Consider the following 17681-nt stretch of genomic DNA (forward strand, 5'->3'; position numbering starts at 1 on the left):
ACAAGGATTTGTCCGTGGCTATGCAGCGGGCAGGGCGCCATAATGGGGGCTCGGCCCGCTTTCTTTTTTCGGATTCCCTTGCGCGTCCCGATCGCTCTCCTGTCCCTGGCGTTTCTGGCCTTCGCGGGCACCGCCGCCGCCGCCGAGCGGGTGTTGCCACCGGGATTCGTGGAGGAGCCGCCGGTCGCGCCGGAAGATCCCCTGCCGCCGGAGCCCGCGGAGTTTCCTTCCGCCCCCTTCAGCCCGCTGGTCGTGGCGCCGGACCCGAAGGAACTGCTGAAGGCCTGCAAGGAAGCCACCTTCACCGACTGTTTCCGCCTGTGGCGTCCGCCTCCGCCGCCGCCCAGGGAGGAGACGCGGGAAGCGCGCGACGTGCCGCAGCCCCCGCCCGACCCGAACGCGCCGCGCAAGCCGCCGGAACCCGGCCCGCTGACCGGCACGCCGCCCGCCCCGAACCCCGCGGCCGATCAAGCCACCTATGACGCACTGGTCAAAGCGTTGAAAGACAGCGGTCTGGACGGCAAAGTCATGCTGCCGGAACCGCCGAAGGATGGCGGAACGGTTCTGAGACTCGACCCCCGATCCAACAAAGCGGCCCCGAAACCGTGACGAATTTTCCGATTCCTGACGTCGACCGCGTCTCCGCGATCATCCGCGAGGTCGCGGAGAGCGAGATTCTTCCCTATTTCCGTGATCTGGCGAACGCCGGCATCCGCGAGAAGACCGGGCCGGCCGATCTCGTGACCCTGGCCGACGAGGCGGGCGAACGCGCCCTGACGCCGCGTCTGCTGGACCTGCTTCCCGGCAGCACGGTGGTGGGGGAGGAGGCGGTGTCCGTCGACAAGTCCCTGCTCGACCGCATCCACGGCGACGCACCGGTCTGGATCATCGACCCGATCGACGGCACCCTGAATTTCGCCAACGGGCGCCCGCTCTTCGCCGTGATCATCGCCTTGGCCTGCCGTGGCGAGACGCTGGCCGGCTGGATCTACGACCCGTGCGACGGGCGCATCGCCACGGCGGTGAAAGGGCAGGGCGCCTATCTGAACGGCCGGCGCGTGACGGTCGCCCCGGCGGTGCCCCTGGCCGAGATGACCGGAGCCCTGTCGACGCGATTCTGCGCGGAGGATCTGGGGCGCCAGTTGGACGAGCGCGGCCGCTCCCTTGGCCCGCGCGTCTGCCTGTCCAGCGCCGCGCAGGAGTATCTGCGCCTGCTCGACGGCCGGGCGCATTTCTCGATGTACCACCGCCTGATGCCCTGGGATCACGCGGCGGGTGTTCTGCTTCACGCGGAGGCCGGCGGCTACGGCGCGCTGTTCGATGGCTCGCCCTATCGTCCGACCGTCCTCAACGGTGGGGTGATGCTGACCCCCGACCGTGCGAGTTGGGAAGCGATGCACCGGCATCTGTTCGGTTAAGGCAAGGGCGCACCGGACTACCGCACACGTCCTCCGTTGGGGACCGGATTCGGTGGGAACTCCCTGGGCATGGCGGCCTTATAGTCCCAGGATGCCGGAAACGGCCGCCGTGAGCCTTGCGGAGCGCCCGATCATGAAGGCCATTGCCCTGAAGCGCGTGCTGTTGGTGACGTCGTTGCTGGCGCCCACAGCCTGCGCGGAGCGGATCGCCGACTGTCAGCCCCCAGGCGTGACGGCCTCAGCCGCCGGTGCGTCGCAATGTTCCACCGATTCCGAGGCCGCGGACGTCGCCCAGGATCATGAGGTGGTTCGCGCGATTGACGCGGAGCCGGTGCTCAGCGTGGCGCCGCCTCAGCGTCGGAAGGCGCGGCCAACCATGCACGCCCCGTCCATGGCCCACAATCCATGACGGAGTGAGGGGCGCCGGTCATGGAACCTGCCTTTGCCGGTGCGTGTTGGACCAACGCAACAACGGCGGGTGATCCATGCAGACGGCCAACATCCACGATCCCTCGAGCATCGAGAGCGTGTATCCGCGAAGCGCCTTCGACAACGACGCGCGGCAGAATGCGCGCGACAAGGAGGCAGTGGAGCATGGGGTGATGATCCTGTCGATGCCGGACGCCGACGGGAATTTCTCGCTGACACGCTCCCAACGCCACATCGGCGAACCCGACGCGACAACCCATTCGATTTTCCTGTCGCCGACGCTGGAAAACTCGGAGTATGGAGCCCTCATTCCGAGCGACACCGGTTATGACGGGCCGATCGAACCGGCCGAGGCCCCCAAGACCTCCGGCGATCCTTACATGTCCTTCGTCGAATCGCTGATCCAGGCCGCCCGTGACGCGCATTTCCCACCGCCGCCGCCCGCCGAAAGCCTGAAGGGGTTTCGTGGCGGCTGAGGCACCGAAGAACGGAGGGAGGCCAGACGCCCCCTCCTCATCTCTCACAATTTATTTTCCATAATCTCGCTTATATGATTTTGGTTTGCTGGCGGGTAGATTCTATCCTGAAGTGCAACTCTTGTGACAGTACAAGGGCTTAGCGGAATTGGGCCGGCACCGCTCGACCATTCATCGCGAGATCCGGCGCAACTTTTACCACGATCCTTTTCGCGACCGCTGAGGCCAGGAATATCGGGGCTGCTACTGCACCACGGCCGACGCTTACGCCCGCAAGTGTGTGATGGCGGAACGTTGTTGGGACCCGGTCTGTTGGGCCATTCAGGACTACAGCTGCTGGATCAAAGGGCGCCTAGCCGCGGACCGGCCGTGAGGCGGGTCCCGGCGCAGTGTCCTCCGTCGTCGCCATGACGAGCCCCTGCCCTGCGGCACCGTCTCGCACGAGACCATCTATCGCTTCATCTATGGCCCCGACGGCCGCGGTCTGGGTTTGAATCCGCGCGGGGCGTGTTTCCTTTTCTCGCTGTGACGGGTCGGCTAAGGTCGCTGTCCCGTCCCATCCCGCTGCCGAAGAAGACCTTCCCATGGCCCGCAACATCGACCGCCTGATCGACGTCATGGCCCGCCTGCGCGACCCCAACGGCGGATGCCCGTGGGATCTGGAGCAGACCTACGCCACTATCGCTCCGCACACGATCGAGGAAGCCTATGAGGTGGCCGACGCCATCGAAAAAGGCGACATGCCGGCGCTGCGCGAGGAGTTGGGCGATCTGCTCTTCCAAGTGGTCTATTACAGCCAGATGGCCCGCGAGGAGAATCTGTTCGACTTCGACGAGGTGGCCGGCGTCATCGCCGACAAGATGATCCGCCGCCACCCGCACGTCTTCGGCGCCGAGGAGGTGAAGGGCGCCGATATGCAGACCTCGCGCTGGGAAGACCACAAGGCCGCCGAGCGCGCCGCCAAGGCCGCCGAGGAAGGCCGCGCCCCGTCCGCCCTGGAGGGCGTGATCGCCGGCCTGCCCGCCCTCACCCGCGCCCTGAAGCTGCAGAACCGCGCCGCCCGCGTCGGCTTCGACTGGACCGACGCGCGGGACATCCTCGACAAGATCGAGGAGGAGGTCCGCGAACTCCGCCACGAGATGGACAGCGGCTCTGCTCCGGACCGGGTGGCCGACGAGCTGGGCGACCTGCTCTTCGCGCTCGTCAACCTCGCCCGCCGCTTGAAGGTCGAGCCGGAATCGGCGTTGCGCGGCACCAACGCCAAATTCGAACGCCGCTTCCACCGCATCGAGGCGCTTCTGTCCGAACAGGGCCGCACGCCAAAGGAAGCGACGCTTGACGAGATGGAAGCCTTCTGGGTGCAGGCCAAGAGGGAGGAACGCGGCGAGTCTTAAGTCCGGTCTCCAGAACCCCTCGCGGTCAGCTGCGAGCACGATCAGGTCGCCGCATGCCGGCTCCTGTGCCTTTGGCCGGCCTTGTCCCCATGACGGCATCCCCACGCCGTCATGTCCCCTTGATCGGTTCGCCGCCGCCCCCATTTACCATCTCATTGGATGGTATGAGGATGGCAAGGGGATGTCTACAAACGCACTCGATCCGAAGCCGAAGTCCGGCGACAGCGAAAAAATCACGATCAACCTCGGCTATATCGACCTCGGTCACATCGATCTGCTGGTGCAGGAAGGATTCTATGCGAATCGGACGGACCTCATCCGTACCGCCATCCGCAACCAGATCGACCGCCATGGAGACGCCTTGCGGCAGGCCGTGACACGCAAGAGCGTCGACCTCGGCCTGCGCCACTACACCCGCGACGACCTCGAAGCGGCGCGGGGGGCCGGACAGATGCTCCACATCCGTGTCCTCGGTCTGGCCACCATCGCCCAGGACGTCACCCCCGAACTCGCCCGTGCCACCATCGCTTCGGTCGCCGTGCTGGGGGCGCTGCACGCCAGCAGCGCCGTCAAAGCGGCTCTCGCGGACCGCATGCGCTAAAGCGAACTTCCATTCGCTTTAGATTCATACGGCCTCATTTGCCGGCCGGGACCGCAGTCGCGGTCCAAAGCGGATTGGAATCCGCTTTAAGAGCGCAGGTCGCATTCCTGAAAGACGACGGACATGGCTTTTCCGCATGCCTTGTCCGAGCACAGAAAGCTCCTGACATGAACAACCGTGTCCCCGCCGGAATGGCCGAGGCACTGCGCCTGACCCAGGCCGGCAACCTCACCGGGGCGACCGCTCACATCCAACGCCTGTTGCGGGGTGCCGCGCCCGTGCCGCCCGGCGCCACCCCAACCATCATCGATGCTGAGCCGGTCACGGTGAACGCTATGCCGGACACGCCGGACCCGGCGCCACCGCACTGCACCACGGCATTCAGGCCCGCCGGCGCGTTCGTCGGCCGTTTCCACCCCGGACCGCGGGTGGGCCTGGGCGAGACCCTGCGCGGCCTTGCCGCCGGAACCATGCCGGCTGGCGCCGGTTTCGGGGCAAACGGCACCGTCCGTCCCGCCGCCGACCCGTTGCCGGACGGCGCTGCGTTCACGACGGCGTCCTTCGCGAACAAGGCTGGCACGCGCTCCTACAAGCTCTATGTTCCCGCCAACCGCCGTGACGGCCGGCCATGTCCCCTGGTGGTGATGCTGCACGGCTGCACCCAATCGCCAGACGATTTTGCCGCCGGCACCCGCATGAACGTGCTGGCGGAGGAGCATGGTTGTCTGGTCATCTACCCGGCACAGCCTTCCTCGGCCAACGCCCAGAAGTGCTGGAACTGGTTCAACCCGGTCGACCAGCGGCGCGGCGACGGAGAGCCCTCGCTGATCGCGGGAATCACTCGGCAGATCATGCGCGACTATGCCGTCGACGCGGACCGCGTCTTTGTCGCGGGTCTCTCGGCCGGTGGGGCGGCGGCGGCCATCATGGGGGCCGCGTATCCCGATCTCTATGCCGCCGTCGGGGTGCATTCCGGCCTTCCCCGAGGTGCAGCCTCCGACCTTCCCTCCGCGTTCGTCGCCATGCGCCAGGGCGGGGGACCAATGGAACCGCAATCCGGCCCCGCCGTGCCGACGATCGTCTTTCACGGCGACCGGGATACCACGGTGCACCCACGCAACGGCGATGACGTCGCCGCGCAATCCAAGATGGGAGCGGCGGGACCGCGGACTGCGGTGGAACACGGCCAAGTGCCGGGCGGGCATGGCTACAGCCGCCACATCCACACCGATGCCTCCGGTCATGTGCTGTGCGAGCAGTGGACGATCCGAGGCGCAGGGCACGCCTGGGCGGGAGGCAGTCCGGCCGGTTCCTATACCGACCCACGCGGGCCGGATGCCTCACGGGAGATGCTGCGCTTCTTCCTCGCAAACCCGCGGCGCCGACCATCCGCGCCGTAACCGCCGCCGGAAAGGGAGTCATCGGCATCCCGCCTCTTCACCGGCATGCACCGCGGTCGACTTAAGCCGCTCTCAGCACGAAGCGCTGGTTTCCAGCAGCGCCAGCAGGCCGGCCAGCAGATCGGTCGGCCGCGGCGGGCAGCCGGGAATGCGCAGGTCCACCGGAAGCACCTCCTCCACCGGACCGACGCAGGCGTAGCCGCCGGCGAACAGCCCGCCGCTGACCGCGCAGTCGCCGCAGGCCACCAGCCATTTCGGGCCGGGCGTGGCGTCCCAGGTGCGGACCAGCGCCTCGCGCATGTTGCGGGCGACCGGGCCGGTGACCAGCAGGACGTCGGCGTGCCGCGGCGAGGCGACGAAGCGGATGCCGAATCGCTCCAGATCGTAGATCGGGTTGTTCAGTGCGTGGATTTCCAGCTCGCACCCGTTGCAGGACCCCGCATCGACCTCGCGGATCGACAGGCTGCGGCCCAGACGGGCCCTGGCGGCCTTGTCCAGCTTTCCGGCCAGTTCCGCCAAAGCCGGATCGGCGGGGGCCGGAGCGGCTTCGGTGACCGGGCCGCCGGTCAGGGAGGTCAGGATGTGCTTCAGCATCGGCGGCCTCCTTACAGGTCGTGTCCCGCGTACGAACAGTTGAACGACTTGTTGCACAGCGGGAAGTCGGCAACGATGTTGCCGCCGATGGCCGCCTCCAGCAACGGCCACTGGAACCAGGAGGGATCGCGCGGATGGCAGCGGGTGACGACGCCCTCCCCGTCCAGCCGCACCCAGGTCAGAATCTCGCCGCGGAAGGATTCGACCAGGGCCATGCCCTCCCCGCCCCGGCCGGCCTCCAGCGGGACCGACGGGTGGTCGAGGCCGCGGGAAATCGCCGGCAGGCGGGCCACGATCTGCTCGATCAGCGACAAGGACTGCTCCACCTCGCGGATGCGAACCCAGACGCGGGCGTTCACGTCGCCCTCGGTCAGCACCGGCACCTCGAACTTCAGCTCGTCGTAAGGCGCGTAACCGGGACTGCGGCGGGCGTCCTGGTCGCGGCCGGAGGCGCGCCCGACATGGCCGCCGGCCCCGAAGCGGGCGACCAGCTCGGCGGAGACGATCCCCGTCGTGACCGTGCGGTCCTGCAAGGACGCCTTGCCCTCATAGATGGCGACCAGCGGCGGGAAGCGTTTGCGCAGCTCCGCCACCAATTCCAGCAGCAGGCCCGCGCCGCGCTCCGGCAGGTCGATGGCGACGCCGCCGGGGATCACCCGGTCCATCATCAGCCGATGCCCGAAGCAGGCGTCCGCCGTGCGCAGCACGCGCTCCCGCAGCTGGCTGGTCTGGGCCAGCATGAAGGCAAAGGCGGCGTCGTTGCAGATGGCGCCGATGTCGCCGAGATGGTTGGCGATCCGCTCCAGCTCGGCCATCAGGGCGCGCAGCCACACCGCCCGCGCCGGCACCTCGACGCCGAGCGCCGCCTCCACCGCGCGGGCGAAGGCGAGGCTGTGCGCGACCGTCGCGTCGCCGGAGATGCGGGCAGCCAGCCTCGCCGCCTCCGCCACCGGCCTGCCCTGCATCAGCCCCTCCACCCCGCGGTGGACGTAGCCGAGCCGTTCCTCCAGCCGGACGACGGTCTCGCCGTTGGCGGTGAAGCGGAAATGGCCGGGCTCGATGATGCCGGCATGGACGGGGCCGACCGGAATCTGGTGCAGCCCCTCGCCCTCCACCGGCAGGAAGGTGTAGGGGCCGGGGTTGGGCACCGGTGCCGCCGGCTGCTCCGATAGGGGGCGGCGCACACCCCAGGCGTCGTGGTCCAGCCAGGGACGCGGGTCGGTCGTGCGCTCCGCCACCAAGCCATAGAGGTCGTGGGCGGCGCGTTCCAGCCGGTTGGCGGCGGGGCGCACGGCGCTCACGCTCGGGAAGCGGCCCTGCAGGCAGTCGAGGCTGACCACCGCGACGTCGCCGGAGAAATCCTCGCGGAAGGCGGCGTGGACCGCCCTCGGCTCGCCCCACAGGCCGAGCAGGCTCCAGGCGTTGCCCGCCAGCCCCTCGATCAGGCGCAGCCAGCCGTCGCGGCCCAGCCGGTAGCGCGGCCAGGGCCGGTGCTCCTCGACCGGCGTGCCGATGCGGTTCAACAGGCCGAACAGCGGTTCTTCCCCGTACATGCCGCCTCCCCTACCCCAGCAGCGCCGCGACGGTCTGGAACCACGCGACCAGCGGCCCCGGCAGCCAGACCCCCGCCACCAAAACCAGCGCCAGATGCGCGTAAAGAGGCACCAGAGTTCCCTCCAGCGGCACCGTCGCCACCGAGACGCCGCTGCCCTCCACCGTGCCGGGCGCGCCGAAGCACAACTGCTGGATCCGCAGTACGAGAGCCCCGAAGGCGACCAGGATGCCCACGACCAGCGGCAGGGCCAGCAGCGGTTCCCGCGCGAAGGTGCTGGTGACCAGCAGGAATTCGCTCATGAACACACCGAAGGGCGGCAGGCCGGCGATGGCCACCACCCCGGCCAGCAGGCCCCAGCCCAGCGCCGGATGGCTGACCGTCAGGCCGGAAATCCGCTCGATCCGCTGCGTACCCGTCACCTGAACCGCGTGGCCGACCGCGTAGAAGATGGCCGACTTGGTCAGGCTGTGCATCGCCATGTGCAACAGCCCGGCGAAGTTGGCGAGCGGCCCGCCCATGCCGAAGGCGAAGGTGATGATGCCCATATGCTCGATGGAGCTGTAGGCGAAGAAGCGCTTCACGTCACGCCGCCGGTAGAGCATCAGTCCGGCCAGCAGCAGCGAGGCCAGCCCCATGGCGATCATCAGCGGCCCCGGCGCGATGGCCTGCCCGTTCGCGGCCAGCAGCATCTTGAAGCGCAGCACGGCGTAGAGCGCCACGTTCAGCAGCAGGCCCGACAGCACGGCAGAAATTGGCGTCGGCCCTTCCGCGTGGGCGTCCGGCAGCCAGGCGTGCAGAGGCGCCAGCCCGACCTTGGTGCCGTAGCCGATCAGCAGGAAGACGAAGGCGAGGTTGAGGATCGCCGGGCTGATCTTGGCGACATGGCCCATCAGCTCCGTCCAGGTCATCGCCGCCATGCCCGGACCCATCACCGGCTGGGCGGCCATGTACATCAGGATGGTGCCGAACAGGGCGAGCGCGATGCCGACGCCGCACAGGATGAAGTATTTCCACGCCGCCTCGATGCTGGCCGCGGTGCGGTACAGGCTGACCATCAGGACGGTGGTCAGCGTCGCCCCCTCCACCGCTACCCACATGACGCCCAGGTTGTTGGCCGACAGGGCCAGCAGCATGGTGAACATGAAGGCCTGATACATGGCGTGGTAGAAGCGCAGCTTACGCTCGTCCAGCTTTCCCACCGCGATCTCATGCGCGATATAGCCGGCGGAAAAGACGCTGGTGGTCAGCCCGACGAAGGCGGTGAGCGCGATCAGGTAGATGTTGAAGGCGTCGACCACGAACAGCGCATCGCTCGACGGCTCCATCCCGAACAGGACCAGGGATGCCAGCAGCGTGACGGCCGAGAAGCCGATGTTCAGCCGCGAGCCCAGCCGGTGGCCGGGAACCAGGGCGAGGACGGCGGCGCCGATCAGCGGGGTGGCGACGATGACGGAGACGGCGCTCAATCGCTCTCCCCCCGGAAGCTTTCGATCTTCTGCATGTCGAGCGTGTCGAACCGCTCGCGGATGTGGAACAGGAAGATGCCGAAGATGATGAAGGCCACCATGACGGAGAAGGCCACCGACATCTCGACCACCAGCGGCATGCCGGCGACCCCGACCGCCGCCAGGATCAGCCCGTTCTCGATCGACATGAAGCCGACCACCTGGCTGACCGCGTTGCGCCGGGAGATCATCATCAGCAGGCCGAGCAGGACGACCGACAGCGACAGCGCCAGATTCTCGCGGGTCAGGGCGGTGGCGTCCGCCGTCACCGGCAGAACCAACAGGATCGACAGGGTGACCAGCGACACGCCCGCCACCATGGTCAGCCCGATCCCCAGCGCCGGCTCGATGGTGCGGTGGATCTTCATCTTCACGATGATGCGGTGCAACGCCACCGGGATCAGGATGGCCTTGAGGACCAGGGTCAGCAGGGCGGTGATGTAGAGGTGCGGCTCCCCGTGGGAATAGGCCTGCCACGCCGCCGTCGCGGTCAGCGCCAAGGCCTGCATCGTGAAGACGTTGAGCAGGGAGAACAGCCGCCGCTGGTAGAGCAGAGCAAAGCTCATCAGCAGGACGACGGCCCCCAGCATGTGCGCGGCGTCATAACCCAGGTCGCTCACCTCACACCCCCCGCGACACGTAGAGGAAGATCGCGCCCAGCAGGCTCAGCAGCAGGGCGCCGCCCAGGAACTCGCCGACCCTGAAGACGCGCATCTTGGCGATGGAGGTCTCGAACAGCGCCAGCAGGGTGCCGCCGACGGCCAGCTTCGCCACAAAGACCAGCATCCCCCCCAGCGCCGCCGCCACGCCAGCCCCGGCGGTGGCCATGCCCCAGGGCGCGAAGACGCAGGCGATCAACGCCATGTAGAGCAGCATCTTGAGCATGCTCGCCGCCTCGACCAGCGCGAGGTGACGGCCGGAATATTCCAGCACCATGGCCTCGTGCACCATGGTCAGTTCCAGATGGGTGGCCGGGTTGTCGATGGGGATGCGCGCGTTCTCGGCGATCGCCACCATGACCAGCGCGATCAGCGCCAAGGCCAGGGAAATGCGCAGCCCGACCGCGCCGGACAACATGAAATCGGCGATCTCGGCGAGCGAGGTGCTGCGGACCAGGATCGCCACCGAGAAGACGATCATCAGCATCGCCGGTTCGGCGAGCGCCGCGATCATCATCTCGCGCGACGAGCCGATGCCGCCGAAGCTGGTCCCCGTGTCCATCCCGGCGAGCGCCAGGAAAAAGCGCGCGGAGCCCAGAAGGGCGATCAGCGCGATCAGGTCCGCCGTGGGGGCAAGCGCCAGTTGCGTGGTGAAGACCGGAACCAGCCCCGCCGCCAGCCAGATCGCCGTGAACATCATGTAGGGCACGGAGCGGAACAGCCAGGAGGCGTTGCGGGCCAGCACCACCTCCTTGCGCAGAAGCCGCAGCAGGTCGCGGTAGGGCTGGAGCACGGACGGCCCCCGCCGCCCGACCAGCCGCGCCTTGACCAGCCGCACCCAGCCGGTCAGCAGCGGCGCCAGGGTGAGCACCAGCATCATCTGCAGGATCTGATAGAAGGTGGCGAGCAGCAGCGTCATCGTTGCGTCACCGCCACCATCACCAGCAGCACGACCAGCGCCAGGAACATCAGGGTCAGGTAACGGCGGATGGTCATGAACTGCAGCCGGTTGGCCCGGTCGGCCAGCCAGCCCACCGCGCGGGACAGAGGCTCCACCACCACGACCCAGGCCGGATCGGTCCAGGTCACCGACAAGCGGGCGGGGCGCGTGTCGCCCGGTGCCGGCATGTCCACATGATCGCGGGCGCGGAACACCGTGCTGCCGAAGGCGCGGCGGATCGGCTGGCCGAAGCTGGAGGCCGTGTATTGGGTGACCGCCGCCGGGTCCGGCCCGTCGAAGCCGCAGCCCCAGGGGGTCGACCAGCGCACCCGGTCGCTCGCCTTGCGGTGGATGCCCAGCACCAGCACGACCGACAGCAGCGCGATCACCACCAGCATGATCAGTCCGTTGTAGGAGTTGCCGATGGCCGAGGTCGGAGCCAGCCAGAACCAGGGCTGGTAGGCGCGGCCGTCGAACGGCCCGGCCTCCACCAGCAGGCGCAACGCCGGCTCGAACAGGCGGATCAGCGGGGTCGGCAGAACGCCGAGCACGACGCAGAGCACCGCCGGAAACGCCATGCCAAGCCGCATCGCCCGCCCGACCTCCACCGCCTCCCCGGCGGCGCGCGACCGCGGGCGGCCGAGGAAGGCGATGCCGTAGAGCCGGACGAAGCAGGCGCCGGCGAGCGCGGTGGCGAGCGCCAGGGCGGCGCCGACCACGGCGATCTCGATCTTCAGCGACCATTCCGACAGCGCCGGGGCGTTCAGGATGGCCTGGAACAGCAGCCATTCCCCGACGAAGCCGTTCAGCGGCGGCAGGGCCGAGATCGCCGCGGCGCCGATCAGGGCGAGGACGGCGGTGGTCGGCATCCGGTGGATCAGCCCGCCCAGCCGGTTCAGATCGCGCGACCCCGTGGCGGTCAGCATGGCGCCCGCCGCGAAGAACAGCAGGCTCTTGAACAGGGAATGGTTGACCACATGGAGCAGCGCCGCGGCCAGGGCGAGCGCGGCGATCACCGGCGTGTGGGCGGCCTTGAAGACCAGCGCCAGTCCCAGCGCGATGACGATGGCCCCGATGTTCTCCACCGTGGAATAGGCGAGCAGCCGCTTCACGTCGTCCTGCATCAGCGCGTAGAGCACGCCCATCACGGCGGTCAGCGCGCCGAACCCCATGGTCACGCCGCCCCACCACCACTCCGGTTCGCCCAGCAGGTCGAACAACACGCGGATCATCGCGTAGACGGCGACCTTGGTCATCACGCCGGACATCAGGGCCGAGACGTGGCTGGGGGCCGCCGGATGGGCCAACGGCAGCCAGACATGCAGCGGCACCAGCCCGGCCTTCGACCCCGCCCCCAGCAGGATCAGCACCACGACCAGCGCCGCGGCCCCCGCCGCCGGCGCGTGGGCGCGGATGGCGGCGAAGCTGTAGTCGCCGTGCGCCGTCGCCAGCACCCCAAAGGCCAGCAGCAGGCAGGCTGTGCCGAAGCTCGCCATGATGATGTAGAGGCGCGCGGCCTTCGGCGTTTCCGGGTCCCGATGGGTGGACAGAACCAGCAGCCAGGAGGCCAGCGACATGAACTCCCAGGACAGCAGGAAGGTGAAGGCGTCGGCGGCGATCAGCACCATGTTCATGCCCGCCAGGAACAGCGGGTAGAGCGGCAGCACCGGCCCGTCCAGGGATCCGCCATGGGCATCGTGATGCGCCCGCTCGTACCCCCAGCCGAACAGGCTGGCGGTGATGCCGCCCAGATTGACGACGATCAGGAAGACGGCGGACAGCGCGTCGGCGCGCAGATGGGCCTGGATCCAGGGCAGCCCGACGGGCAGGACCAGCGCCGCATCCGGCCCGCCCCCGGCCAGCCGGAGCGCCGCCCACAGCGCAATCAGCGCGCAGGCCCCCGCCGTTCCGCCATAGACCACCGTAGAGGCTTGCGGCAGCCGCCTTGCCGCGGCGCCAGCAACGGCCACAGCGAACAGGAAGGCGATTGCCGAAACGACCAGTCCCAAAGCAGCGAATCCGTTTGGATTAGTCCCACAATCAGTAAGGATGTTTCTCCCAACGAACGCAAGGGGAAAAACTCTGTCGTGTTCATCTTGCGAGTGCGCGTGCTTTGGGCGCCACGCGCACAGAAAAAAGGCGGCTCACCAAATGGGGAGCCGCCGAAGTCTGTTCGGGAGGAAACGCAACCAAGTTGCAGGGGAAGATATGTGCCCGTTAAGGTTAACGGTGCGTAAAGAACGCGGGTTTTTCTTTGACTATACTTTTTCGCAAGGGCCGGGCTGCGGATTCGCGTGTCCACTCCGGACCGGTCTCCCCGCCCTCTCCCAGATCGGCACTGGCCGGGAAGGCCCGCTTCGCGCTATAGGAGGCCCCCTTCCCATTCACCAGTCACCGGTCCTCCATGCCGTCCACGTCCATCAGCCAACGCATCGCCGACGAGCTTTCGGTCCGTGAATCCCAGGTCGCCTCGGCCGTCAAGCTGCTCGACGAAGGATCGACCGTCCCCTTCATCGCCCGTTACCGCAAGGAAGCCACGGGCGGGCTCGACGACACGCAGTTGCGCACGCTGGAGGAAAGGCTGTCCTACCTGCGCGAGCTTGAAGACCGTCGCGCGGCGATCCTGTCCTCCGTCCGCGAGCAGGACAAGCTGACGCCGGAGCTTGAGCTGCAGATCCGTCAGGCCGACACCAAGACACGCCTGGAAGACCTCTACCTGCCCTACAAGCCGAAGCGCCGCACCAAGGCGCAGATCGCCCGCGAGGCGGGGCTGGAGCCGCTGGCCGACCGGCTTCTCGCCGATCCCTCGCTCCAGCCGGACGCCGAGGCCGCCGGTTTCGTCAGCGCCGACAAGGGGGTTGCCGACGTCAAGGCGGCGCTGGACGGCGCCCGCCACATCCTGGTGGAGCGCTTCGGCGAGGACGCCGAGCTGGTCGGCCGGCTGCGCGCCACCATGGCCGACAAGGGCGTGGTGACCTCCAAGGTGATCGAGGAGAAGCGGGCCGAAGGCGCCAAGTTCTCCGATTACTTCGAGTTCGACGAACCCTGGGCGAAGGTGCCCTCGCACCGCGCGCTGGCGCTGTTCCGCGGCCGGACGCAGGGCGTGCTGGACATCCGCCTCGACCTGCCGGTCGAGGAGGGACAGCCCCACCCGGCCGAGCGCACCATCGCCGCCCACACCGGCATCCGCGACCAGGGCCGCCCGGCCGACAAGTGGCTGTCCGACGTGGTGCGCTGGACCTGGAAGCTGAAGATCGGCCCGCATGTCGAGACCGACCTGATGGGCGACCTGCGCGAGCGCGCCGAGGACGAGGCCATCCGCGTCTTCGCCCGCAACCTGCACGACCTGCTGCTGGCCGCCCCCGCCGGCCCGCGCACCACCATCGGCCTCGACCCCGGCATCCGCACCGGCGTGAAGGTCGCCGTGGTCGACGCCACGGGCAAGCTGGTCGACACCGCCACCGTCTACCCGCACCAGCCGAGGAACGACTGGGACGGCGCCATCGCCGCCATCGCCGCCCTGGCGGTGCGCCACAAGGCGGAGCTGATCTCCATCGGCAACGGCACGGCCAGCCGCGAGACGGACAAGCTGGTCGCCGACCTGTTCAAGCGCCATCCCGAGCTGAAGCTCACCAAGCTGGTGGTCAGCGAGGCCGGTGCGTCGGTCTATTCCGCGTCCGAGACCGCGGCGGCGGAGTTCCCGAAGCTGGACGTCAGCCTGCGCGGCGCCGTCTCCATCGCCCGCCGCCTTCAGGACCCGCTGGCCGAACTGGTGAAGATCGAGCCGAAGTCCATCGGCGTCGGCCAATACCAGCACGACGTGTCGGGCGGCAAGCTCGCCCGCTCGCTGGACGCGGTGGTTGAGGACTGCGTGAACGCGGTCGGCGTCGACCTGAACACGGCGTCCGTTCCGCTGCTGACCCGCGTGTCCGGCCTGAACGAGACGATCGCCCGCAACATCGTGGAGCACCGCGACCGCAACGGCGCCTTCCGCTCGCGCAGGCAGCTGCTGGACGTGACGCGCCTCGGCCCGAAGACCTTCGAGCAGGCCGCCGGCTTCCTGCGCATCCGCGAGGGCGACAACCCGCTGGACACCTCCGCCGTCCACCCCGAAGCCTACCCGCTGGTCGAGCGCATCCTGAAGAAGACCGGCAAGGATCTGGGCAGCGTCATCGGTGACGCCCGATTCCTGCGCAGCTTAAACGCGGAGGACTTCACCGACGAGCGGTTCGGCGTGCCGACGATCGAGGACATTCTGAAGGAGCTTGAGAAGCCGGGCCGCGACCCGCGTCCGGAATTCAAGACCGCCACCTTCCAGGAGGGGGTCGAAGAGCTGAAGGACCTTCAGACCGGCATGGTTCTGGAAGGGGTGGTGACCAACGTCACCGCCTTCGGTGCCTTCGTGGACATCGGCGTGCACCAGGATGGGCTGGTCCACATCTCGCAGCTTTCGACCAATTTCGTGAAGGACCCGCACACCGTCGTGAAGGCCGGCGACATCGTGAAGGTCAAGGTGCTGGAGGTGGACATCCCGCGCAAGCGCATCGGCCTGACCATGCGCCTGACCGACGCCGCCCCGCGCCCCGAGCGTGGTCAAAGCCGTGCGGAAGGCCAGCGTGGCGACGACAAGCGCCGCGACGACCGCCGCGGCCCGCCGCCCGGCAAGGGAGGATCGGCTCCGAAGCCGGCGCCGAAGCCCGCCAAAGCGCCGGAGCCCATCAACAACGCCTTCGCCGAAGCCTTCGCGCGGGCGCAGGCCGGCAAGAAGCGGTAAGGCTCTGCAAGCGTGGGGCGGGTGCCGGACACACTCCGGTACTCTCCCCATGGACGGTTCGTGCGCCAAAGGATAGTGTGCACCGACGCCAACCGCATAGGCGCCCATGTTCTCTTCGGCAACCCGAATCGTCGGACTGTACGCGGTCCTCGCCACCGCGTGGGTGGTGGGGTCCGACCGCCTTTTGGACGCTGCCGGTCTGGGCGAGGTGGTGCTGATCCAGAACGTCAAGGGCACCGCCTTCGTTCTGTTCACCGCCCTGGTGCTGTGGGGGTTCCTGCGCCAGGAGTTCCAGCGCCGCACCCGGTCGGAGGACGCCTTGCGTTCCACGCTGGAGCGGCTGGCCCAGTCGGAGGCCGATCTCCGCTCGGTCATCGAGAAGCTGCCGGACGCCTTTTTCCGCACGGACCTCGACGGTCGGGTCAGCATGGCCTCTCCCCAGTTCGCGCGGGAGTTCGGCCTGACGCCCGAAACGGTGATCGGCACCAGTATCGCCGACCATTACGTGGAGGAGGATGGGCGCGACAAATTCCTCGCGGCGCTGGACGAGGCGGGCGGCGAGGTCCGCGACCACCGCATGCCGATGCGGCGGCAGGACGGCACCACCTTCTGGATTTCCGCCAACGCCTACATCCGCCGCGATCCCGCCGGGCGTCCCATCGGGGTGGAGGGGATTGCCCGCAACACGACTGCCCAGCATCATCTGGAGGAGCGGCTGCGCTACCTCGCCGGGCACGACGCGCTGACGGGCTTGTGCAACCGCATCCGCTTCGAGGACCGGCTGGAGCACGCCATCGCCCGCGCCAAGCGCGAGGACAAGAGCTTCGCCCTGCTCTTCCTCGACCTCGACGGGTTCAAGGAGGTCAACGACACCCACGGTCACCAGAAGGGCGACGAGGTGCTGGTGACCACCGCCCAACGCCTGTCGGGCGCGCTGCGCAACAGCGACACCACCGCCCGCATCGGCGGCGACGAGTTCGCCGTGCTGCTGGAGGGGGACATCTCGGTCGAGAACGCCCGGGCCGTGGCGGAAAAGGTCATCGACTCCATCGACCGGCCCCTGCCCGGCCTTGACCTGTCGGTGTCGGCCAGCGTCGGCATGGCCTTCTACCCGTCGGACGGCGCCGACGCCGGCGTGTTGCTGCGCTGCGCCGATCAGGCCATGTACCGCGCCAAGCGCCTGGGCAAGAACCGGTTGGAACTGGGCACCGCCTGAGCGGGACGGCCACCGCCAGAAGGGTTGGCCGTCAGGACGGCTTGGCCGCGTCCATCACCAACCGAATGCCCAGCGCGCCGATGACCGAGGCCGCCAGCCGGTCGATCCACGCCTTGGAGCGCAGATAGGCGGCGCGGGGGCGGCCGGCGGAGAAAGCCACGGCGACGATGGTGTACCAACCCGTCTCGACCAGGAACACGGCGGGCGGCAGGGCCAGCAGAACCCAGGCCGGCGGCGAGGCCGGCAGAAGGGCCGCGAAGATGCTGGCGTAGACGATGGCGGTCTTCGGGTTGCTGATCTGCGTCGCCAGCCCGATCCCGAAGGAGCGCAGGATGCCGTGGGACTTGGCGGCGCCATCCGGAACGCGGACAGGCTCCGCCGCCCCCCGCCAGATCCGCACCGCCAGATGGATGAGGTAAAGGCCGCCTGCGACTTTCAGGACCAGATAGAGCCACCCGACCTGGACCAACAGGGCGTGCAGACCGAGGAGGGTCAAGGTGGCGAAGACCACGCCGCCGGCCCCCATGCCGACGGCGGCGGCAACACCCGCGCCACGCGACACCGCGATGGAGGTGCGTGCCACCAGGACAAAGCTGGGGCCGGGGCTGATGGCGCCGATGGCCAAGGCGCCGAGAACGCTCAAAAGGGTAAGAACGGACCCATCCATGGCTGCGGCTCCGCTGTTCGGGAAAGCCGCAGTTTATGGATGGCGAACGGGAT

At 68.4% G+C, this 17681-nt stretch carries 16 protein-coding genes; 9 read left to right on the forward strand and 7 right to left on the reverse strand.

Annotation, left to right across the window (positions count from 1 at the left end):
* Window positions 1-78 precede the first annotated feature (78 nt).
* From ACFPMG_RS08315 to ACFPMG_RS08345, 7 genes are all read left to right on the forward strand, one after another.
* Window positions 79-609, forward strand: a complete 531-nt coding sequence (locus tag ACFPMG_RS08315; RefSeq protein ID WP_376994699.1) for a hypothetical protein — start codon at window positions 79-81, stop codon at window positions 607-609.
* Window positions 606-1418 (forward strand): inositol monophosphatase family protein, encoded by an 813-nt coding sequence (locus ACFPMG_RS08320; RefSeq protein WP_376994700.1) that lies wholly within the window; start codon window positions 606-608, stop codon window positions 1416-1418. Before ACFPMG_RS08315 ends, ACFPMG_RS08320 begins: the two co-directional genes overlap by 4 nt.
* A 133-nt stretch (window positions 1419-1551) precedes the next feature.
* Window positions 1552-1827: a hypothetical protein gene (locus tag ACFPMG_RS08325; protein WP_376994701.1), complete on the forward strand. Its 276-nt coding sequence runs from the start codon at window positions 1552-1554 to the stop codon at window positions 1825-1827.
* A gap of 76 nt (window positions 1828-1903) precedes the next feature.
* On the forward strand, window positions 1904-2323 hold the full coding sequence (locus tag ACFPMG_RS08330) for a hypothetical protein (RefSeq protein WP_376994702.1): 420 nt from the start codon (window positions 1904-1906) through the stop codon (window positions 2321-2323).
* Window positions 2324-2907: 584 nt separating this feature from the next.
* Window positions 2908-3717, forward strand: coding sequence for a nucleoside triphosphate pyrophosphohydrolase (gene mazG, locus ACFPMG_RS08335; protein ID WP_376994703.1), 810 nt, complete (start codon window positions 2908-2910; stop codon window positions 3715-3717).
* A gap of 181 nt (window positions 3718-3898) precedes the next feature.
* Window positions 3899-4318 (forward strand): CopG family transcriptional regulator, encoded by a 420-nt coding sequence (locus ACFPMG_RS08340; RefSeq protein ID WP_376994704.1) that lies wholly within the window; start codon window positions 3899-3901, stop codon window positions 4316-4318.
* Window positions 4319-4485: 167 nt separating this feature from the next.
* Window positions 4486-5718: an extracellular catalytic domain type 1 short-chain-length polyhydroxyalkanoate depolymerase gene (locus tag ACFPMG_RS08345; RefSeq protein WP_376994705.1), complete on the forward strand. Its 1233-nt coding sequence runs from the start codon at window positions 4486-4488 to the stop codon at window positions 5716-5718.
* A 72-nt stretch (window positions 5719-5790) separates the two neighbouring features.
* Here the strand turns inward: ACFPMG_RS08345 and ACFPMG_RS08350 are convergent, their stop codons facing one another.
* Genes ACFPMG_RS08350 through hyfB form a run of 6 tightly spaced genes read right to left on the reverse strand, consistent with a single transcriptional unit; the run spans window position 5791 to window position 12980 of the window.
* The gene (locus tag ACFPMG_RS08350) at window positions 5791-6312 is read right to left on the reverse strand and encodes an NADH-quinone oxidoreductase subunit B family protein (RefSeq protein WP_376994706.1); all 522 of its coding nucleotides are present in this window, start codon (window positions 6310-6312) and stop codon (window positions 5791-5793) included.
* Between the two features lie 11 nt (window positions 6313-6323).
* Window positions 6324-7865: a hydrogenase large subunit gene (locus tag ACFPMG_RS08355; RefSeq protein ID WP_376994707.1), complete on the reverse strand. Its 1542-nt coding sequence runs from the start codon at window positions 7863-7865 to the stop codon at window positions 6324-6326.
* A gap of 10 nt (window positions 7866-7875) precedes the next feature.
* The gene (locus ACFPMG_RS08360) at window positions 7876-9333 is read right to left on the reverse strand and encodes a hydrogenase 4 subunit F (protein WP_376994708.1); all 1458 of its coding nucleotides are present in this window, start codon (window positions 9331-9333) and stop codon (window positions 7876-7878) included.
* Window positions 9330-9992, reverse strand: coding sequence for a hydrogenase-4 component E (locus tag ACFPMG_RS08365; RefSeq protein ID WP_376994709.1), 663 nt, complete (start codon window positions 9990-9992; stop codon window positions 9330-9332). Before ACFPMG_RS08365 ends, ACFPMG_RS08360 begins: the two co-directional genes overlap by 4 nt.
* Before the next feature lies 1 nt (window position 9993).
* Entirely contained in the window at window positions 9994-10950 is a 957-nt protein-coding gene (locus ACFPMG_RS08370; protein WP_376994710.1) for a respiratory chain complex I subunit 1 family protein, read from the reverse strand.
* On the reverse strand, window positions 10947-12980 hold the full coding sequence (gene hyfB / locus ACFPMG_RS08375; RefSeq protein WP_376994711.1) for a hydrogenase 4 subunit B: 2034 nt from the start codon (window positions 12978-12980) through the stop codon (window positions 10947-10949). The genes ACFPMG_RS08370 and hyfB overlap by 4 nt, the downstream gene beginning before the upstream one ends.
* 395 nt (window positions 12981-13375) lie before the next feature.
* Here hyfB and ACFPMG_RS08380 point away from each other — a divergent pair, with 395 nt between their 5' ends.
* Both ACFPMG_RS08380 and ACFPMG_RS08385 read left to right on the forward strand, forming a co-directional pair.
* Complete coding sequence (locus ACFPMG_RS08380) at window positions 13376-15745, forward strand: Tex family protein (RefSeq protein ID WP_376994712.1); 2370 nt, start codon at window positions 13376-13378, stop codon at window positions 15743-15745.
* Between the two features lie 106 nt (window positions 15746-15851).
* The gene (locus ACFPMG_RS08385) at window positions 15852-16961 is read left to right on the forward strand and encodes a diguanylate cyclase domain-containing protein (RefSeq protein ID WP_376994713.1); all 1110 of its coding nucleotides are present in this window, start codon (window positions 15852-15854) and stop codon (window positions 16959-16961) included.
* A gap of 31 nt (window positions 16962-16992) precedes the next feature.
* On the opposite strand, the gene ACFPMG_RS08390 is transcribed toward ACFPMG_RS08385, so the two are convergent.
* Window positions 16993-17628, reverse strand: coding sequence for a LysE family translocator (locus ACFPMG_RS08390; protein WP_376994714.1), 636 nt, complete (start codon window positions 17626-17628; stop codon window positions 16993-16995).
* Between the last annotated feature and the right edge of the window lie 53 nt (window positions 17629-17681).

It is taken from the genome of Azospirillum himalayense, from assembly GCF_042657465.1.
GTDB lineage: Bacteria > Pseudomonadota > Alphaproteobacteria > Azospirillales > Azospirillaceae > Azospirillum > Azospirillum himalayense.